Consider the following 18,671-nt stretch of genomic DNA (forward strand, 5'->3'; position numbering starts at 1 on the left):
AACACAGCCCGCGCTGCGTGTGTGGGATGAGGCGCTGCCGAAGCCGCGGAATGGAAAGTGTGAGGGCCTGGACATTCCCGATCACCGGGAACTCGCGCCGGATCCGGCGGGACTTTATGAAAAGCTCAGGCGCGTGCGGGTGGAATGGCTGCGTGAACCGGTGAGTGACGAAGCTGTGAGCGCGCGCTTCGCCACGCAGCCGCAGATGCTATGCATCGTCAACAGCCGTGCTCACGCGCGCGAACTGTATGGACTGTTGCGTGAGCAAGGCCAGGAAGGCGCAGCGCACCTGACGACATTGATGTGCGCGCGGCATCGGCGGGAAGTGTTGGCGCGACTGCGCGAAGACCTGAAGAAGGGGCGGCCGGTCCGGCTTGTTGCCACCAGCCTGATCGAGGCGGGTGTGGACATCTCCTTCCCCGAAGTCTGGCGCGCCGTAAGCGGACTTGCGAGCATTGCGCAGGCGGCGGGGCGCTGCAACCGCAACGGCGAACTGGGACCGCTGGGCGAGGCGCTGGGCAGAACCGTCGTGTTCGAGCCAGCCGGGCGCAGAACGCCCGATGCCATAAAACCATTCTACCAGGCCGCGCGAGAGGTGTTGAAGCGCAACGATGACCCGCTCGCTCTGGAGGCGGTGCGGGAATACTATCGCTGGCTCTACTGGGCGCAGGGCTATGAAGCCCTCGACCGCGCACATCTGGCCCCCGGCGAGACGCTCGAGATCATGCGCGCGATCATGGAGACGACGAGGAGCCTGACTTTCCCCTTCGCGACGATTGCCCGCGCCTTCCGCCTCATTGACGAGGTGATGGACCCGATCATCGTGCCCTTCGATGACGCGGCCCGCAAGGCCATCGACGAGCTGCGATTTGCCGAATTCCCGCCAGCGGGCGTGCAGCGCAGGCTGCAACAGTATGTCGTGCCTGTGCCGGCAAAGCTGCGGGCGGACTGGCTGGCGAAGGGCGTGGTGGAGGCGATCAGGCCTGACGATTACGGGGATCGCTTTGTTGTGCTGACCGAGGAGCGGCCGGGTGAACTTCCGCCGCTGTATGACCTGAATGCCGGTCTGCAAATCGATGGTGACCCGGCGATCAGATCGTCGGAAGACAACATTTTCTAGGGTCAGTGTTGTTATGGTTTCCAGCTCCCCCCTCGATTGGCTGTGCGCCTCGGTTTGTTGCGCAATGATGTCGCGCATGCAATGCGAGGCATTGCCAAAAGTCATAACACTATCGTACCATTCAGTTGCCTCTGGATGGTGAGGTGTCGATATCGGGGGGGTAATGTCTGTCAGGCTGCACGTCTGGGGGGACCGTGCCTGCTTCACGCGTCCGGAGATGAAGGTCGAGCGCGTCAGCTATGACGTCATGACGCCGTCAGCGGCGCGCGGCATTCTCGAGGCCATTCACTGGAAGCCGGCGATCCGCTGGCATGTCGATCGCATCCATGTGCTGCGTCCGATCCGGTTCCAGTCGTTGCGGCGCAATGAAGTAGGGGCCAAGGCGAGCGCAGCCAACGCACGCAGCGCCATGAATCTCGGAACGACCGAGGGTCTGGGCATCCTCGTCGACGAGGAACGCCAGCAGCGCGCGGCACTGGTGCTGGTCGATGTCGCCTATGTGATCGAGGCACACTTCACGATGACCGACAGGGCGGGACCGGAAGACACGCCTGCCAAGCATATTGCGATGTTCAACCGCCGCGCCCAGCAGGGCCAGTGCTTCCACCGCCCTTGCCTCGGCACACGCGAATTCGCTGCCGAGTTCGAACTGCTGGGGCCGGACGACCCGCTTCCGGTCTATGACCCGCCGCTGACCGAACGCGATCGTGATTTGGGCTGGATGCTGCACGATATTGACTTTGCCCGCGGCAATGAATCGCGCTTTTTCCGCGCGCAAATGGTGGACGGCGTGATTGAGGTCCCCCCCTTCCATGCGGAGGAGGTGGTGCGGTGACCATTCTGCAGGCGCTGGAACGCCACTATCACCGCCTGGCCGAGCGCGGCGAGGTCTCCTCGCCGGGGTGGAGCCGGGAAAAGTTCGGCTTTTGCGTGGTCTTGAGCCGCGATGGCGAGCCTGTATGGATCGAAGACATTCGTGCGCCTTCAGGCAAGAAGCGGAAACCCACGGATTACCCGGTGCCGGCTGCCGTTAAGCGCACGGTGGGCATTGTTTCCAACTTCCTCTGGGACAAGACGTCCTATGCGCTGGGACGTACTGCAGGTAAGGGCCAGCGTACGGCCCAGGAGCACGCAGCTTTTCGCGAAATGCATCTGACGCGGCTCGCTGATGAGACCGACGAGGGCTTGATCGCGCTGCGTCTGTTCCTCGAAAAGTGGCAGCCGGACAGGCTGGAGTCAGTGCCCGGTTTTGTGCCGGAGATGCTCGATGCCAATGTGATGTTCCGCCTCGACGGGGAACGGCAACGTATTCACGAACGCCCTGCTGCGCGCGCGCTTGTTGAAATGGCGGGTGGCGGGAATGAAGAGGGCGAAGACATTTTTTGCCTTGTCACGGGTGAGCGAGGGCCGGTCGAGCGTCTGCATCCATCGATCAAGGGTGTCGAAGGTGCGCAGTCTTCTGGCGCAGCGTTGGTCTCGTTCAATCTCGACGCCTTCACTTCGCTGGGCAAGACGCAAGGTGCCAACGCGCCGACCTCGAAGGGAGCGGCATTCCGTTACGGTACCACACTCAACTACCTGCTGACGCGCGGCGGACCGAACCGTCTGCCGCGCCCGGTCGGCGATGCGACCGTCGTGTTTTGGGCCGAGGCCGGCGATGGCCAGGCCGATGCATTGTTCGCCAACTGGCTTGGTGGAGATACGGCCGATGACGACGCCAGCGAAACGCGCAAGTTGCGCGAGCAAATGCAGGCGGTTGCCCGCGGCAAACGGATTTCGGATGTTCTGCCCGAGATCGAACCCGATACGCGTTTCCACGTCCTCGGCCTGTCGCCGAACGCTGCGCGTCTTTCCGTGCGTTTCTGGCTGAGTGACACGATCGATGCCTTCGCGCATCGCCTTGCCCGCCATCACGAAGACCTGCGCATCGAACCCGCGCCGCTGAAGTGGGGCGCAGCGCCTTCGATCAACCGGCTTCTCGTCAACACCACGGCGCTCCAGCGCGACTTCAAGAACATCCCGCCGCTGCTTGCCGGGGAGGTGATGCGCGCGGTGCTGAGCGGCACACGCTATCCGCAGAGCTTCCTGTCTGCAGTGCTGATCCGCCTGCGTGCCGGCGACAGCCCGGCCACTGGCTGGCACGCTGCCGTCATTCGCGCCGTGCTCGTGCGCCTCAAGCGCCGCCATCCTGAAATTCCCGAGGAAGGAGAGACTCCGATGAGCCTGAAGAGGGACCACGACAACGTGGGCTACCAACTCGGCCGGCTGTTCGCCGTCTATGAACTGGCGCAGCGCGCGGCACTGGGCCGAGTCAATGCAACGATCCGGGACAAGTATTTCGGCGCAGCTTCGGCAACGCCAGCCAGCGTCTTTCCATTGATTGTGCGAGGCGGCCAGAACCACCTTGCCAAAGTGCGCAAGGAAAAGCCCGGCTGGGCCAGCCTGATCGAGCGCGAGCTGGAGGAAATTCACAGCCATATCGAACCGGTGGCGCCCCGCTCGCTGCCGCGCTCGCTGTCCTTGCAGGACCAGGGTGAGTTCGCCATCGGCTACTACCACCAGCGCGCAGCGAGGCTGTCCAACGACAAGAATGAAAACCTTGATCCGAAAGAGCTGGAAGACCTGCAAGGCGAAGGGGGCGAAGAATGAGCAATCCCGTTACCAACCGCTACGAGTTCGTCCTGTATTTCGACGTGACGAACGGCAATCCCAACGGCGACCCCGACGCCGGCAACATGCCCCGGCTTGACCCGGAAACGAACCAGGGCCTCGTCTCCGATGTCGCGCTGAAGCGCAAGGTGCGCAACTACGTCGCGCTGGCGAAAGGAGATGCTCCGGGTTGTGAAATCTACATGTCCGAGGGCGCGACGCTGAACAATCTGCACAGGAAGGCCTGGGCCGCGGTGATGCCGGAAGTCACCAAGGACGATGAGTTCAAGAAGCTGCCCAAGGATCAGCAGAAGGCGCGGGAGCTTACTAAATGGATGTGTGCCAACTTCTGGGACATCCGCGCTTTCGGGGCGGTAATGTCGACCGGCGTGAACGCCGGACAGGTGCGCGGGCCCGTGCAGTTCACCTTTGCCCGCTCCGTCGAGCCAATCCTGCCACTGGAAGTGGCGATCACCCGCATGGCCGCGACCACCGAAAAGGACTCCGAGGACAAGGGTGGTCGCACCATGGGGCGCAAGCATATCGTGCCCTACGGCCTCTACCGCGCGCACGGGTTCGTCTCCGCTCCGCTGGCCAGCCATTCGACCAAGGGGACAGGCTTTTCCGAGGATGACCTCGAGCTGCTCTGGGAGGCGCTCGGCAACATGTTCGAACATGACCGGTCAGCAGCTCGCGGCGAGATGGCAACGCGCAAGCTCATCCTGTTCCGCCACGAAAGCGCGCTGGGCAATGCCCAGGCACAATCGCTGTTCGACCGGGTGAAGACCTGGCGTGTCCATGAAGGCGCGCGTCAACCCGTCGGCAGCCGCGCCACCGACAACTGGCCGCCGGCACGCCACTGGTCTGACTATGCAGTGACCATCGACCGCGAAGGCCTGCCCGCAGGTGTCGAGGTAATCGAGCGGATTTGAGCGATGCTGCAGCCACCACCGGATCCGGACGCCGAAGAGGCACTGGTTCCTGTGTCTGCGCTGCAGCACTATCTCTTCTGTCCGCGCCAGTGTGCACTGATCCATGTTGAGGGCATCTGGGCGGAGGACGGTGCCACGGCGGAGGGGCAGTTGTTGCATGCCCGGGTGGACAGCGGCCGGCCTGATCGTCGCGCCGGCATCCGGACTGTGCGTGGGCTGACCCTTCGCTCCTTCGCGCTTGGCCTCTCTGGTAAAGCCGACGCAGTCGAGTTTCACGGGGCGACGCCTTATCCGGTCGAGTACAAGCGCGGTCGGCCCAAGTCGCACCGCGCCGATGAAGTCCAGCTTTGCGCGCAGGCGCTGTGCCTGGAGGAGATGTTCGGCGTGGCGGTGTCCGAAGGCGCGCTGTTCTACGGCCAGACGCACAGGCGGCAGGTTGTCGCCTTTGACGAGGAACTTCGCGCCTTGACCGCACGGATAGCCACGGAAACACGCAGCATGATCATGGCAGGACACACGCCGCCGCCCCGGGCAACGCCCGCCTGCCGGCGCTGCTCGCTCGCCGGGATGTGTCGTCCGCAAAAGCTTGAAAGGCCGCCGGAAGTCGGCCGTTGGCTGCAACGCCAGCTTATGGCGCTGGAGGACGATTGAGCGCCAGTCGCAGGGGACTTCAGAATGCGTCGTCACCTCAACACGATCTACGTTACCAGCGAAAACGCCTGGCTGTGCAAGGATGGCGCCAACATCGTGATTGAGGTTGACGGGGTCGAGCGTGGCCGCGTGCCGATGCACCTGGTCGACGGCGTGGTCAGCTTTGCGCGCCCGGGCGCATCGCCCGCGCTGATGGCTGCCTGCGCCGAGGAAGGGATTGCGCTGTCGTTCCTGACACCCCAGGGCAAGTTTCTCGCGCGCGTGGAGGGTCCGCGGACGGGAAATGTCCTGCTGCGCCGTACGCAGTACCGCGTCGCCGACGATCCGGCCCGGGCGGTGCCGATTGTGCGCGGCATCGTCACCGGCAAGGCGGCAAACCAGCGCACTGTGCTTCGCCGCGCGTTGCGCGATCACGGGGCATCCATGGCGCCGGACGCCCGCGCTGCGATCGAGCGCGCGGAGCAGCGTCTCTCGCACGTCGCCCGGTTGGCTGCCGCCGCCGGGGACGTGGCCACGCTGCGCGGCTACGAGGGAGAGGCGGCTCAGGTCTATTTCGCGGCTTTTGATGCCATGGTGCAGGGCAATCGCGAGGCTTTCGCCTTTCGCGGCCGCTCCCGCCGCCCGCCGCTCGACCGCATCAACTGCCTGCTCTCGTTCCTTTACGCGATGCTCGGCCATGACTGTCGCTCGGCGCTGGAAAGCGTCGGGCTCGACCCGCAGGTGGGACTGCTGCATGCGGACCGGCCGGGCCGCGCCAGCCTTGCGCTTGATCTGATGGAGGAACTGCGCCCGGTACTTGCCGACCGCCTTGCGCTCACGCTTGTCAACCGGGGACAGGTCAAGGCGCGCGATTTCCACATCGACGAGGGAGGCGCAGTGTCGCTGACCGATGACGGGCGCAAGGCAATTCTGGTGGCCTGGCAGGAGCGCAAGAAGCGCGAGCTCCGGCATCCCTTCCTGGGCGAGGCCATGCCGATGGGTCTGGTTCCTCATGTGCAGGCGCTGTTGCTATCCCGCCATTTGCGCGGTGATCTCGATGGCTATCCTCCCTTTTTGTGGAGATGAGTGATGCTGATGCTGGTGACCTATGACGTAAACACGCAGGACCCTGCCGGCAGGCGTCGCCTGCGTCGCGTCGCCAGGGCTTGCCAGGATTTGGGGCAGCGTGTGCAGAATTCGGTATTCGAATGCGAGGTCGATCCGGCGCAATGGGCGAAACTGCGGGCGCGTCTGCTTGAGGAGATCGACGCAGAGAAGGACTCGCTGCGCTTCTATCGCCTGGGTGCCGACGGAAAGCGCCGGGTAGAGCATGTCGGTGCGAAGCCGGCAATGGACCTTGACGGGCCCCTGGTGTTCTAGGCTGGCAAGGCTGTTGCCGCGCGAACCGGAAGCGGTTGACCGCTTCCCGGCAGTTTCGCGAACAGGAAAAGTCATTAAAAGTCAGTCGGTTATCTCATTTTAGGTATTTGTTCTTTGATTATGGCACCTTTGCCGTCGAGAGGTTCGCGGGGCGAAGGCCATTTACTGTTCTTTCTCATCGTCTTAATCACTATACCGTCGCCTCCCGCGCGGAGGCGTGGATCGAAACATTCTGGCCGCCATGGGAGTCACGTCTTCCGTTGGTCGCCTCCCGCGCGGAGGCGTGGATCGAAACGGCGGCGAGATTATCGGTCAGGCCGCCACCGAGGCCGTCGCCTCCCGCGCGGAGGCGTGGATCGAAACGGCATCCAGACCTACGACGCAAACGGCGATGTTGGTCGCCTCCCGCGCGGAGGCGTGGATCGAAACTTTCGCTCCTGACGGGTGCCGCTGCGAGTGCTCTGGTCGCCTCCCGCGCGGAGGCGTGGATCGAAACGGCTTGGTGTCAGCGGGGGCGCTGGTCAGGGCGTGTCGCCTCCCGCGCGGAGGCGTGGATCGAAACTCGAAGTCTACGGCTGGCTGCGCACGCGCGTCGGCCAGGGTCGCCTCCCGCGCGGAGGCGTGGATCGAAACTCGAAGGCCATCTCCAAGGTGAAGGCGTCCGGGCGGTCGCCTCCCGCGCGGAGGCGTGGATCGAAACACGCTGGAGCCGAACCGCGGCCAGGCCCGCGTCGCGTCGCCTCCCGCGCGGAGGCGTGGATCGAAACTGGAATGCGGAGCGGCTCGGGCCAACGTAATTCGGTCGCCTCCCGCGCGGAGGCGTGGATCGAAACTGACCCAGCCAACGATGTTGTCCGCCGTCTCCCGGTCGCCTCCCGCGCGGAGGCGTGGATCGAAACTGGGCGAGTCGGACGCCGCAGAACTGCGCCGACAGGTCGCCTCCCGCGCGGAGGCGTGGATCGAAACTCGAACGGCTCGGTTTTCCGAATTCGCGGCGGCGCGGTCGCCTCCCGCGCGGAGGCGTGGATCGAAACATCGCGCTGTTCGTTTTGGTTTGCCTCGTGATCGCGTCGCCTCCCGCGCGGAGGCGTGGATCGAAACGCGGATCAGTTGGAGCGCAAACCCGCGCAACGCCGTCGCCTCCCGCGCGGAGGCGTGGATCGAAACGCAACCTCCTGGTGTCGTGCCAGGGGCGCCGGTGGAGCGTCGCCTCCCGCGCGGAGGCGTGGATCGAAACTCCGTGAGGATGATAGCGCCGCGTGCGACCGCATGTCGCCTCCCGCGCGGAGGCGTGGATCAAAACTTCCAGCTGGACAGCTAGATGTTGTAGAGCATCTGCCCCTGCGTCCCTGCACACCTGACCCCGGGATTGCGGCGGGGGCGGGTCTGTTGCCTATACCCTTGGGGCCAAAGTCGCTGGTAGCATAGACTGGTGTGCGGTCGACGGGGGCGAGGAGACCATTCGCCGCTGTCTCCAGGCGTCCGTAAGGTTCAGATCAAGTGCGTGTCGCGTTCCCGTACAGTCATTCCGGGCTCGATCGTCGTTCTGTCGGTATGAGGTGTCGGGAAGCGGTGGGCTTGCCGGGGAACGGGCTCTGTCAGACCCGGCGGAACAGGACCCGCCCTTTCTTGCTTTTTCTTGCTTTGGGGTTGCGGATCAAAAAGACAATTGAATGAATTTATTGGATGCGGCCTCCACAATGGGGAGTGAGGTGTGACCGACGAACCGCTCATCGACGAACCGCGCATCAAAGCTGCAGCGCAGATTGAGCGTGCGGCGCTCGATCCGGGCAAAAGGCCGGTGGTCAGGGCCTTTTTTGACGAGGCGACGCACACCGTCAGCTATGTGGTTCACTGTCCCGAAACCCGGCGCGCGGCCATTCTCGACAGTGTGCTGGATTATGAGGCAGCGGCGGGACGCTCGGATACACGCTCCGCGGATGCGATCGCCAGCTATATCGAAAATGAAAACATAACGGTGGACTGGCTGCTGGAAACCCATGTCCACGCCGACCATCTGTCCGCCGCGCCTTACTTCCAGGAGACGCTGGGTGGGCGCGTGGGCATCTGCCGGGAGATTGTTCAGGTCCAGCGGATCTTCGCCACGGTGTTCAACGTCGGGCCTGACTTCGCCTGCGACGGCTCCGAGTTCGACCACCTGTTCGCCGATGGCGATACCTTCCGCATCGGCAACCTCGAGGGTATCGCCCTTTATGTCCCGGGCCACACGCCAGCGGACATGGCGTTTGTGATCGGTGACGCGGCCTTTGTGGGCGACACCCTTTTCATGCCGGACTATGGCACCGCCCGTGTGGATTTCCCCGGTGGCGACGCGCGTCAGCTCTACCGCTCCATCCGCCGTCTGTTGTCCTTGCCCGGCGAGACCCGCCTGTTCCTGTGCCACGACTACAAGGCCCCGGGGCGCGACGTCTATGCCTGGGAGACCACGGTTGCGGCGCAGAAGGCCGGCAACATCCATGTGCATGACGGCGTGAGCGAGGAGGCGTTCGTCGCCTTGCGCACGGCGCGGGATGCGACCCTGCCCGTGCCCAAGCTCATCGTGCCCGCCATTCAGGTGAACATGCGGGGCGGGCGCCTGCCACCGCCGGAAGACAACGGCGTCCGGTACCTGAAAATCCCGCTGAACACGCTCTGAAGCCGGAAAACGGCCCGCCAAAATTCCGCCCACAGGAAAAATGGGGGCGTTCCGCAAGGGGCCGAGGGGCTGCCGGGAACGCGCGCCCCGCGGATTTTTGCGCCTTGCGCCTGGCCCCTAGGCCCCGCTAGGCAAGACGGACGGCTCAGAAACGACGCATAGCACAAAAAGTATAGATTATTTTTATGGGACCAAGGGGAAGGAAAAGGGTGCCAGCGGTAAAATAAAAAGACCGAGTGCTAATAGCACAGTTGCCAAGAGCACTCTATTTTATTGCCGATAACTCGTAGATTCTTTTGTTCTGACCCGCCGATACTGCAAATTTTAAGGTTTCAGTAACTGCTCGGGCATCAATTTCCTGTGTGATTCGATCCGTCGCATCTGTGTCCGGGGGGCTTACAAAAAATGGTCAGGGCAGGCTTCGCCACTCTCGATGGCGTGGTTTCGCATGTGCTTACAGCCGCGGAGCAGGTCTCCAAAGGTCTCCAGGCTTTCTTGTTTTTGCTGATTGCCGGAGCGGTATTGCTCCGGTCGCTTCTGGTTCCCGCGCCAGCGCAGGCACAAACGACGGTGCAGCCCTTCGAAGGCTGTACCTCGGATGTCTACCTGGCGCAGAACATCCCCACCCGGATGTATCGGGTGAATACTGCCACCAACCCTTTCAGCTATCCTGCGCTTGGCAGTACCACCCATAGCGCGGGCTATAATGCAATCGCGTTCAATCCGGCCGATAAATACATCTACGGCGTTGACCGGCCTTCCGGTTCGAATATTCGCCTTCTCCGGATCGGAAGGTATGGCGGCTACCAGGTTGTGGGCACCATCACGGGCGGGAATATCAATGTCCCCACCACCTATCCCGCGTCCGGCGAGATTGGCGCCGACGGCTATTATTATATCAAGCACAATGCGGCGACGGATGGGGCGCTGTACCGTGTGAATCTGTCAACACGGGCAGCGACGCGAATTAACATGTCGCAGGCCCGCGCCTCCGCCGACCTTGCCTGGTACAACGGCAAGCTTTACGCGCACGACAGCAGCAATGACAGGCTCTACACGATCAATCCCAGCAATGGTCAGGTTCAGGTCATTGGCAGTACGGGTGTAAGCGGCACATTCGGGGCGCTGGTCAGTGCCTCAAATGGCGTGTTCGGCATTCGAAACGAAGGTGGTTTTTACCAGTTCAATTTGCAGACGGGTAAGGCCACGCTCATCTCCTCTTCTCCCGCGACGTCCAATAACGACGGTGCCAAGTGCTACAGCACGCCCCTGCAATTTGGTGCCGATCTTTCCATCACCAAGACGGACAACACCACCTATTACACGCCCGGCACCAGCACGACCTACAGCATCGTCGTAAGAAATAACGGCCCCTTCGGCGTTCAGGGCGCTATTGTCAACGATCCGCTGCCGTCGGGCATTACGTCGGCCAGCTGGACGTGCGGCAGCGCGACCAACGGCGGCGTCTGCGGTCAGGCCAGTGGCACGGGGGGAATTTCCAACGTCGCGGTCGACCTGCCGGTCAATGCAACCGTCACCTTCACGATGACGATGCAGATTCCCTCGTCCTTCACGGGGGATCTGACAAATAAGGCAACCGTCACGGCGCCCGAGACGGCTCTGGATTCGAACCAGTCCAACAATACCGCCACCGACAAGGATGTCGGCGTCCGCATTTCCAAGGCTCTGTTTGCCGAGAACGGATCGGTCAGCGGCCAGGCGGAGCCAGGCGAGGAGCTCACTTACCGCATCACCCTGACCAATACGGGCACGTCCGCCGCAACCAACTACAGCCTTGTGGACACGCTGGATGCGAATACCACGTTTGTCAGCGCGTCCAACGGCGGCACCCACAGCAGCGGGACCGTGACGTGGAGCAACCTGTCCGTTCCCGCCGGTGGTTCGCTTACGCTGACGGTTGTGGTGCAGGTGAAGAATGCCCTGCCGGCCTCTGCCCGGACCATCACCAACATTGCCCGGAATCCGAAACAGTCGACTCCGTCCTGTCCTTCCGCGCAGTGCGTCGTCACACCGCTGGCGCCAAAGGTGACCTTCAGCAAGACCTCCAACGCAACCCAGGCGAAGGTGGGAGATGTCATCCGCTATACGTTGACGGCAACGGTTGCCAACGGGACAACGAACAACGCGCTGACGCTGACCGACACGCTGGGGACCGGGCTCACCTTCAAGGAGGTGACGAGCGCCGGCGCCTTTACCGCTGACACGTCCGGTGCACCGGTGCTGACGTTCACGCTGCCGGCGGGCAGGGCTCCGGGCACCTATTCGGTCAGCTACACAGCGACTGTGAATGAAGATGCGACCGGCACCGTCACCAACACGGTGGTGGGGGCGGGCGGAGACAATCCATCCTGCACGGGCAGCTGCACGACCACGGCCACCATCATCGCGCCGCAGGTCACGTTCGCCAAGTCGGCCGACACGGCAGGTCCGGTGAAGGTGGGGGATGTCATCACCTATACGATCACCACCACGGTTTCCAACTCCATGACCACCTCCGACGTGGTCCTGCTGACCGACACGCTCGGTACGGGCTTGACGTTCACCGAGGTCGTTGATCAGGGCGCCTACACGGTCAACCAGATCAACGCTTCCGTCGTGGAGTTCCGGCTGCCGCCGAGTATGGGCCCGGGCACCTATCCGATTACCTACAAGGCGACCGTCAACGCCTCGGCGAGCGGGGAGGTCAGCAACGCGGTGGTCGGCAGCGGCGCGGACGCGCCCTCCTGCACCACCGGGTGCGGAACCACGACGGTGGTGCAGGATACAGCGGTCACCTACACCAAGACCGCGAGCACATCGGGACCTGTCAAGGCGGGTGACGTCATCACCTACACGCTGTCGGCAACGGTCGAGTATGCGTCTACCAAGAATGAGCTGACCCTGACCGATACGCTGGGCGAGGGTCTTGACTTCGGCACGGTGACCAATGCGGGCGCGTTCACGTGCAACGCCGAAAGTCCGCTCATCTGCACCCTGCCGGCAGGCCGGCCGGTCGGCACCTACAGCCTGACCTATACGGCCATCGTCAAGGATGATGCCTCGGGCTCTGTCACCAACGCGGTGGTGGGGACGGGCGACGACAACCCGTCCTGCACGGGCTCCTGCTCCACCACGACGCCGGTGGCTGATCCTGTCATCACCTACGCCAAGACCTCGAGCGCGACCCAGGCCAAGGTGGGCGACGTCATTACCTACACGCTGACGGCAACGATTGCGGACGCCGCCACCAACAACGTGCTGACCCTGACCGACATGCCGGGGGAAGGGCTTGAAATCACGGATGTGACGGATGCAGGCGATTTCACCTGCACTTCGGGCAGCACGCTGATCTGCACCCTGCCCGCAGGCACGCCGGTCGGCACCTACAGCCTGACCTATACGGCAACCGTCAAGGAGAACGCTTCCGGCACCGTCACCAACACGGTGGTCGGCATGGGCGGCAACCCGACCTGCGCGGGTTCCTGCGCGATCACGACGCCGGTGGTTGATCCGGCTGTCACCTACGCCAAGTCGGCGAGCACGTCCGGACCGGTCAAGGCAGGCGATGTCATCACCTATACGCTGATGGCTACGGTTGCGGACGCTGCCACCAAGAATACGCTGACGCTGACCGACACGCTGGGCGCAGGGCTTGATTTCACCGCGGTGACCAGTGCGGGCGAATTTACCTGTACGGCCGGTAATCCGCTGGTCTGCACCTTGCCGGCCGGGACGCCGGCTGGCAGCTACAGCATCACCTATACGGCGACCGTCAATGCCAGCGCGTCCGGCAGCGTCACCAACGCGGTCGTGGGCACCGGCGGCGACAGCCCGGCCTGCTCGGGCACGTGCACGACAACGGCGACTGTCGACAATCCCACCGTCACCTACACCAAGAGCGCGAACGCGACCCAGGTGAGGGTGGGCGATGTGGTCACCTATACGCTGAAGGCAACGGTTGCGAATGCGGCCACCAAAAATGTGCTGACGCTGACCGATACGCTCGGGGCCGGGCTCACCTTCAATGCCGTGACCAGCGCGGGTGCGTTCAATTGCACCGCAGGCAATCCGCTGGTCTGCACCCTGCCGGTGGGCACGCCGGCCGGCACCTATTCGGTCACCTACACGGCGACCGTCAATGCCAGCGCGTCCGGCAGCGTCTCCAATGCGGTTGTGGGCGCGGGCGGCGACAATCCGACCTGTGCCGGCAGCTGCACGACCACGGCGACCATCATCGCGCCGCAGGTCACCTTCTCCAAGACGGCGAGCACGTCCGGTCCGGTCAAGGCGGGGGATGTCATCACCTATACGCTGACCACCACCATTGCGAATGCCAAGACCACCTCGGATGTGGTGCTGCTGACCGACACGCTGGGCGCAGGGCTCGAATTCACCGCTGTCACCAACGCGGGCGCGTACAGCGTCGATGCGTCCGGCGCGCCAGTGGTGAAGTTCAGGTTGCCGGCGGGCACGGGGCCCGGCACCTATTCAGTCACCTACACGGCGACGGTCAAAGCCTCGGCCAGCGGCACCGTTAGCAACGTCGTGGTGGGCTCGGGCGGCGATCATCCGTCCTGCACCACCGGGTGCAGCACCACCACCACGGTGCAGGATCCGGCGGTTACCTATGCCAAGTCGGCCAGCACGTCCGGTCCGGTCAAGGCGGGCGATGTCATCACCTATACGCTGACGGCAAAGGTCGAGAATGCGGCGACCAAGAATGCGCTGACGCTGACCGATACGCTGGGCGAGGGCCTCGACTTCACCACCATCACCGATGCGGGCGCGTACAGCGTCGATGTCTCCGGTGCGCCGATGGTGCGCTTCACCCTGCCAGCGGGCACGCCGGCCGGCACCTATGCGGTCACCTACACGGCGACCGTCACCGACAGCGCTGCCGGCTCTGTGGTCAATTCGGTCGTCGGCACGGGTGGCGATCATCCGACATGCTCCGGCACCTGCGCGACAACGACGCCTGTCGCCGACCCTGTGGTCACCTACGCCAAGAGCGCCAACGCGACCCAGGTGAAGGTGGGCGACGTCATCACCTACACGCTGACGGCCACGGTTGCGGATGGCGCAACCCGGAATATGCTGACGCTGACCGATACGCTCGGGGCGGGCCTCGACTTCACGGCGGTTGTCAGCACGGGCCCGTTCATCTGCACCCCGGCCAATCCGCTGGTCTGCACCCTGCCGCCCGGCACGCCGGTTGGCAGCTATTCGGTCGTCTACACCGCGACCGTGAATGCGTCGGCTTCGGGTACGGTCACCAATGCGGTGGTCGGCACGGGCGGCGACAATCCCGCCTGCTCCGGCAGCTGCACAACCACGGCAAACGTGGTGGCGCCGGAAGTGCTGTTCTCCAAGACGGCGAGCACGGCGGGTCCGGTCAAGGCGGGCGATGTCATCACCTACACGCTGACGACCACGATCTCCAATTCCAAGACCACCTCGGACGTGGTGCTGCTGACCGATACGCTGGGCACGGGCCTCACCTTCAAGGAGGTCACCAATGCGGGGGCATATACGGTTGATGCCTCCGATGCGCCGGTGGTGCGGTTCAGGCTGCCGGAGGGCACGGGGCCGGGCACCTACTCGGTCACCTACACCGCAACCGTCAACACCACCGCAAGCGGCACCGTCGCCAACGTTGTGGTGGGCAGCGGGGCAGACAGCCCATCCTGCACCACCAGCTGCGGCACGACCACCTCGGTTGCAAACCCGTCCGTCACCTATGCCAAGGCGGCAAGCACGGCGGGGCCGGTGCAGGCGGGCGATGTCATCACCTATACGCTGACGGTGACGGTTGCGAACGCGGCAACCCGAAATGTGCTGACGCTCACCGATACGCTGGGGACGGGCCTCGACCTTGACTCGGTCACCGATGCCGGGGCGTTCACCTGCACGGTGACCGCTCCGCTGATGTGCACCTTGCCTGCCGGCACGCCGGTTGGCACCTATGAGGTCACCTACACGGCGGTCGTGAACGGCGGGGCCTCCGACGTCGTGACCAATGCTGTGGTCGGCGCGGGCGGCGATAACCCGCTCTGCTCGGGGATCTGCTCGACCACGACGACCGTCGCGGATCCCACCGTCACCTATTCCAAGAGCGCCAATGCCACCCAGGTGAAGGTGGGCGATGCCATCACCTACACGCTGCGGGTGAACGTGGCGGGCGCGGCCACGAAGGACGTGCTGACGCTGACCGACACGCTGGGGGCAGGACTCACCTTCAATGCGGTGACCAGCCCGGGCGCGTTCACCTGCACCGGGTCCAGCACGCTGGTGTGCACCCTGCCTGCCGGTACGCCGGTCGGCACCTACGAGGTCACCTACGTCGCCACGGTCAACGCCGCAGCAACCGGCTCCGTCGTCAACACGGTGGCGGGTGCAGGCGGGGACAATCCGTCCTGCGCGGGCGGCTGCTCGGTCACGACGCCGGTAATCGCGCCGGAGGTCTTCTTCTCCAAGATGGCGGTCACGTCCACTCCGGTGAAGGCGGGCGATGTCATCACCTATATGCTCACGACGACGGTCTCGAATTCCATGACCACGTCGGATGTGGTGCTGCTGACCGACACGCTGGGCACGGGCCTCACCTTCAGGGAGGTCACCAACGCCGGGGCGTACCAGGTGGATGCGTCTGGCGCGCCGGTGGTGAAATTCAGGCTGCCGCAGGGCACGGGCCCGGGCACCTATTCGGTCACCTATACGGCAACCGTCAATGGCGCGGCGAGCGGCGCGGTCAGCAACGTCGTGGTCGGCAGCGGCGCGGACAACCCGGTCTGCACCACCGCATGTGGCACCACCACGGCGGTTGAGGACGCAACGGTTGTCTATGCCAAGACCGCCAGCACGACGGGCCCGGTAAAGGCGGGCGATGTCATCACCTATACGCTCACCACGACGGTCGCCAACTCCGTGACCACGTCGGACACGGTGCTGCTGACCGATACGCTGGGCACCGGCCTCGACTTCAAGGAGGTCACCAACGCCGGCGCGTACCAGGTGGATGCTTCGGGCGCACCGGTGGTGCGGTTCATCCTGCCGGCGGGCACGGGCCCCGGCACCTACGCGGTCACCTACACGGCGACCGTCAACGGCACGGCGAGTGGCGATGTCCGCAACAACGTGGTTGGCAGCGGCGCGGACAACCCGGTCTGCCTCGACGTCTGCACCGTCAGGACTCCGGTGACAGGCCCGGTCATCCACATCGTCAAGTCGGCCGATCCGGCGGCGGGCGAGACCGTGCAGGTGGGCGATACGATCACCTATGCGCTGACCGCCACCGTCTCCAACGGCGCGACCACCGAGCCGCTGGTGCTGGTGGATACGCCCGATGCGGGCCTCACCATCACCGAGGTGCCGGAGCTCTGCGAAATAGCGAACGGCGTCATCACCTGCACGCTTCCGGCGGGCACGCCGGTGGGCGCGCACCGCCTGACCTACACGGCGACCGTCAACGCCGACGTGGGCGATACGGTCCGCAACCAGGTGACGGCGTCGGGCGGCGGCGCAGGCGCTCCCAGCTGCGATGTCTGTGCGGTGGAGCACAAGGTCGAGCAGCCGCTGGTACGCCTCGTCAAGACCGCGTCGGTTCGCGAGGTGAAGATCGGCGATCTCATCCGCTACACGCTCTCGCTCGAGAATGTGAGCCAGCGCGACCTGATCGGCGGCAGCATCATCGACATCCCCCCGGCAGGCTTCACCTATGTGGAGGGCTCCCTGCGCGTCGTTGACAGCGACAACGCCGCGACCGTTTCCGGTCAGAGCCCGCTGCGCTTTGGCAGCATCGACCTCAGGGCCGGCGAGACGGCAACGCTCGTCTACCTGATGCGGGTGGGCGCGGGTGTCCGCAAGGGCACCCATGTCAACCAGGCGCAGGTCTATGGCAGCGACAATGTGGCGGTCTCCAACCGGGCCACGGCGCAGGTTGAACTGGTGGCCGATCCGCTGCTGGATGACACCCTCATCTTCGGCACGGTATTCGACGACCGCGACGGCGACGGCTGGCAGGACAGCGCCGCGCTCACCGGCCTTTCCGTGAAGGGCGGCTTTGCGCCGGAGGCCTACATCCCTGGCTCGACGACGATCGATCGCGGCCAGGGCATGACGCCGGTGCCCGATGCCAGCGCGCCGCTGCTGCACGGGCTTCGCCTCGGCAGCCTCAGCGCCCGCCAGTCGGACGCCGATCCGGTGGAAAGGCATCGGATCGTGATCCGTCAGCGCCTGAGCGCGCTCGCCTTCACGGATGACTTCATCCTCACCAGCGATCAGGGCGTCACCGTCCGCATGAACGCGGCGGGTGAAACCCGGATCGAGAAAAGCGGCGAGGCAGCGAAGGGCCTGAATGCGGCCGAGCCGCGCGTCACGCGCCGGGTCGCGCAGGGCGAGGGCGGCTATGTGGTCGATTACATCATCGACAATGCCGGCATCGACGAGCGCGGCATTCCGGGTGTGCGCATTGCCTCGGTCGAAGGCCTCATCATGGAGACCGACCAGTTCGGCCGCTATCACCTTGAAGGCATCCCTGGCGGGGCCTGGGAGCGCGGCCGCAACTTCATCCTCAAGGTCGATCCCGCGACCCTGCCGGATGGGGCCACGTTCACCACGGCCAACCCGCTGCTGCGGCGCATCACGCCGGGCATTCCGGTGCGGTTCGACTGGGGCGTGAAGCTGCCCTCCGTCCATCTCGAAGGCACGCAGACGATCGAGCTGGAGCTGGGCAGCGTGGCCTTCGCCCCGGGCAGCGCGGAGATCCGGGAGAAGCATCTCCCGGCGATCGAGGCGATGGCGGCGAAACTTCGCGAGTTCAAGGGCGGCGAGGTGGTGATCGATGCCAGCGGCACCACCGAGGCACTGGCGTTCGAGCGCGCGGAGGCGGTGAAGGCAGCCCTGCTGCCGCGGCTGGACCCGGCCTCGGCGCCAAACGTCAGGATCACCGCGCGCGGCCGGGTGGACGATCCGTCCGCGATGATCGTCGGCTTTGACGAGGGCGGCGCGCTGCTCGGCACCGTCCTGTTCGATACCGGCACGGCGGAAATTCGCCCCGAATTCGGGCCCCTGCTCGACCGCATGGCCGCGTGGCTCGCGCAGCAGGGCGGCGGCGCGGTCACCATCGTTGGCCACGCCGATGTTCGGGGTTCCTTTGAAGACAATACCGCGCTTGGCATGCGCCGCGCCCGGGCCGTCTACGACGCGCTCGCCGGCCGGCTTTCGCCCGACGTGCGCGCGAACATCCGGGTCGAGCAAACCGGCGACCCGGCCGCGGCAATCGGCACGCATGGCAAGTGAGGGGGTG

Annotated in this window: 9 protein-coding genes and 1 CRISPR repeat array (1 of these 10 running past the window's edge); all 9 genes read left to right on the top strand. The window is 64.6% G+C overall.

Annotated features, from left to right (window positions below):
• Positions 1–1,120 carry the final stretch of a CRISPR-associated endonuclease Cas3'' gene (locus ACSJJU_RS14185; RefSeq protein WP_435916239.1) on the top strand. Its footprint begins 1,226 nt before the window's first position, so the window shows 1,120 of its 2,346 coding nt (coding positions 1,227–2,346); its start codon lies off the left edge, out of view; the stop codon is at positions 1,118–1,120.
• Positions 1,121–1,283: 163 nt separating this feature from the next.
• Entirely contained in the window at positions 1,284–1,955 is a 672-nt protein-coding gene (gene cas5c, locus ACSJJU_RS14190; protein WP_435916240.1) for a type I-C CRISPR-associated protein Cas5c, read from the top strand.
• Positions 1,952–3,769 (top strand): type I-C CRISPR-associated protein Cas8c/Csd1, encoded by a 1,818-nt coding sequence (gene cas8c / locus ACSJJU_RS14195; RefSeq protein ID WP_435916241.1) that lies wholly within the window; start codon positions 1,952–1,954, stop codon positions 3,767–3,769. The genes cas5c and cas8c overlap by 4 nt, the downstream gene beginning before the upstream one ends.
• On the top strand, positions 3,766–4,701 hold the full coding sequence (cas7c, locus tag ACSJJU_RS14200) for a type I-C CRISPR-associated protein Cas7/Csd2 (protein ID WP_435916242.1): 936 nt from the start codon (positions 3,766–3,768) through the stop codon (positions 4,699–4,701). The genes cas8c and cas7c overlap by 4 nt, the downstream gene beginning before the upstream one ends.
• Positions 4,702–4,704: 3 nt before the next feature.
• On the top strand, positions 4,705–5,352 hold the full coding sequence (gene cas4, locus ACSJJU_RS14205) for a CRISPR-associated protein Cas4 (protein WP_435916243.1): 648 nt from the start codon (positions 4,705–4,707) through the stop codon (positions 5,350–5,352).
• Positions 5,353–5,376: 24 nt separating this feature from the next.
• Positions 5,377–6,417, top strand: coding sequence for a type I-C CRISPR-associated endonuclease Cas1c (cas1c, locus tag ACSJJU_RS14210; RefSeq protein WP_435916244.1), 1,041 nt, complete (start codon positions 5,377–5,379; stop codon positions 6,415–6,417).
• A gap of 3 nt (positions 6,418–6,420) precedes the next feature.
• The gene (gene cas2, locus ACSJJU_RS14215; RefSeq protein WP_435916245.1) at positions 6,421–6,711 is read left to right on the top strand and encodes a CRISPR-associated endonuclease Cas2; all 291 of its coding nucleotides are present in this window, start codon (positions 6,421–6,423) and stop codon (positions 6,709–6,711) included.
• A 197-nt stretch (positions 6,712–6,908) separates the two neighbouring features.
• Positions 6,909–8,014: a CRISPR direct-repeat array (repeat unit 32 nt; unit sequence GTCGCCTCCCGCGCGGAGGCGTGGATCGAAAC).
• A 411-nt stretch (positions 8,015–8,425) separates the two neighbouring features.
• Complete coding sequence (locus tag ACSJJU_RS14220; protein WP_435916246.1) at positions 8,426–9,367, top strand: MBL fold metallo-hydrolase; 942 nt, start codon at positions 8,426–8,428, stop codon at positions 9,365–9,367.
• A 405-nt stretch (positions 9,368–9,772) separates the two neighbouring features.
• Positions 9,773–18,664 carry an isopeptide-forming domain-containing fimbrial protein gene (locus ACSJJU_RS14225; protein ID WP_435916247.1) on the top strand — a complete coding sequence of 2,964 codons (8,892 nt, stop codon included), beginning with the start codon at positions 9,773–9,775 and terminating at the stop codon, positions 18,662–18,664.
• The last annotated feature ends 7 nt before the right edge of the window (positions 18,665–18,671 follow it).

The sequence above is a fragment of the Pedomonas sp. V897 genome, assembly GCF_051304405.1.
Classification (GTDB): Bacteria; Pseudomonadota; Alphaproteobacteria; order Sphingomonadales; family Sphingomonadaceae; genus Pedomonas.

Coding starts and splice junctions, on each gene's coding strand:
- cas5c (WP_435916240.1), top strand. CDS start 1,284: ATGTCTGTCAGGCTGCACGTCTGGGGGGACCGTGCCTGCTTCACGCGT.
- cas7c (WP_435916242.1), top strand. CDS start 3,766: ATGAGCAATCCCGTTACCAACCGCTACGAGTTCGTCCTGTATTTCGAC.
- cas4 (WP_435916243.1), top strand. CDS start 4,705: ATGCTGCAGCCACCACCGGATCCGGACGCCGAAGAGGCACTGGTTCCT.
- cas1c (WP_435916244.1), top strand. CDS start 5,377: ATGCGTCGTCACCTCAACACGATCTACGTTACCAGCGAAAACGCCTGG.
- cas2 (WP_435916245.1), top strand. CDS start 6,421: ATGCTGATGCTGGTGACCTATGACGTAAACACGCAGGACCCTGCCGGC.
- ACSJJU_RS14225 (WP_435916247.1), top strand. CDS start 9,773: ATGGTCAGGGCAGGCTTCGCCACTCTCGATGGCGTGGTTTCGCATGTG.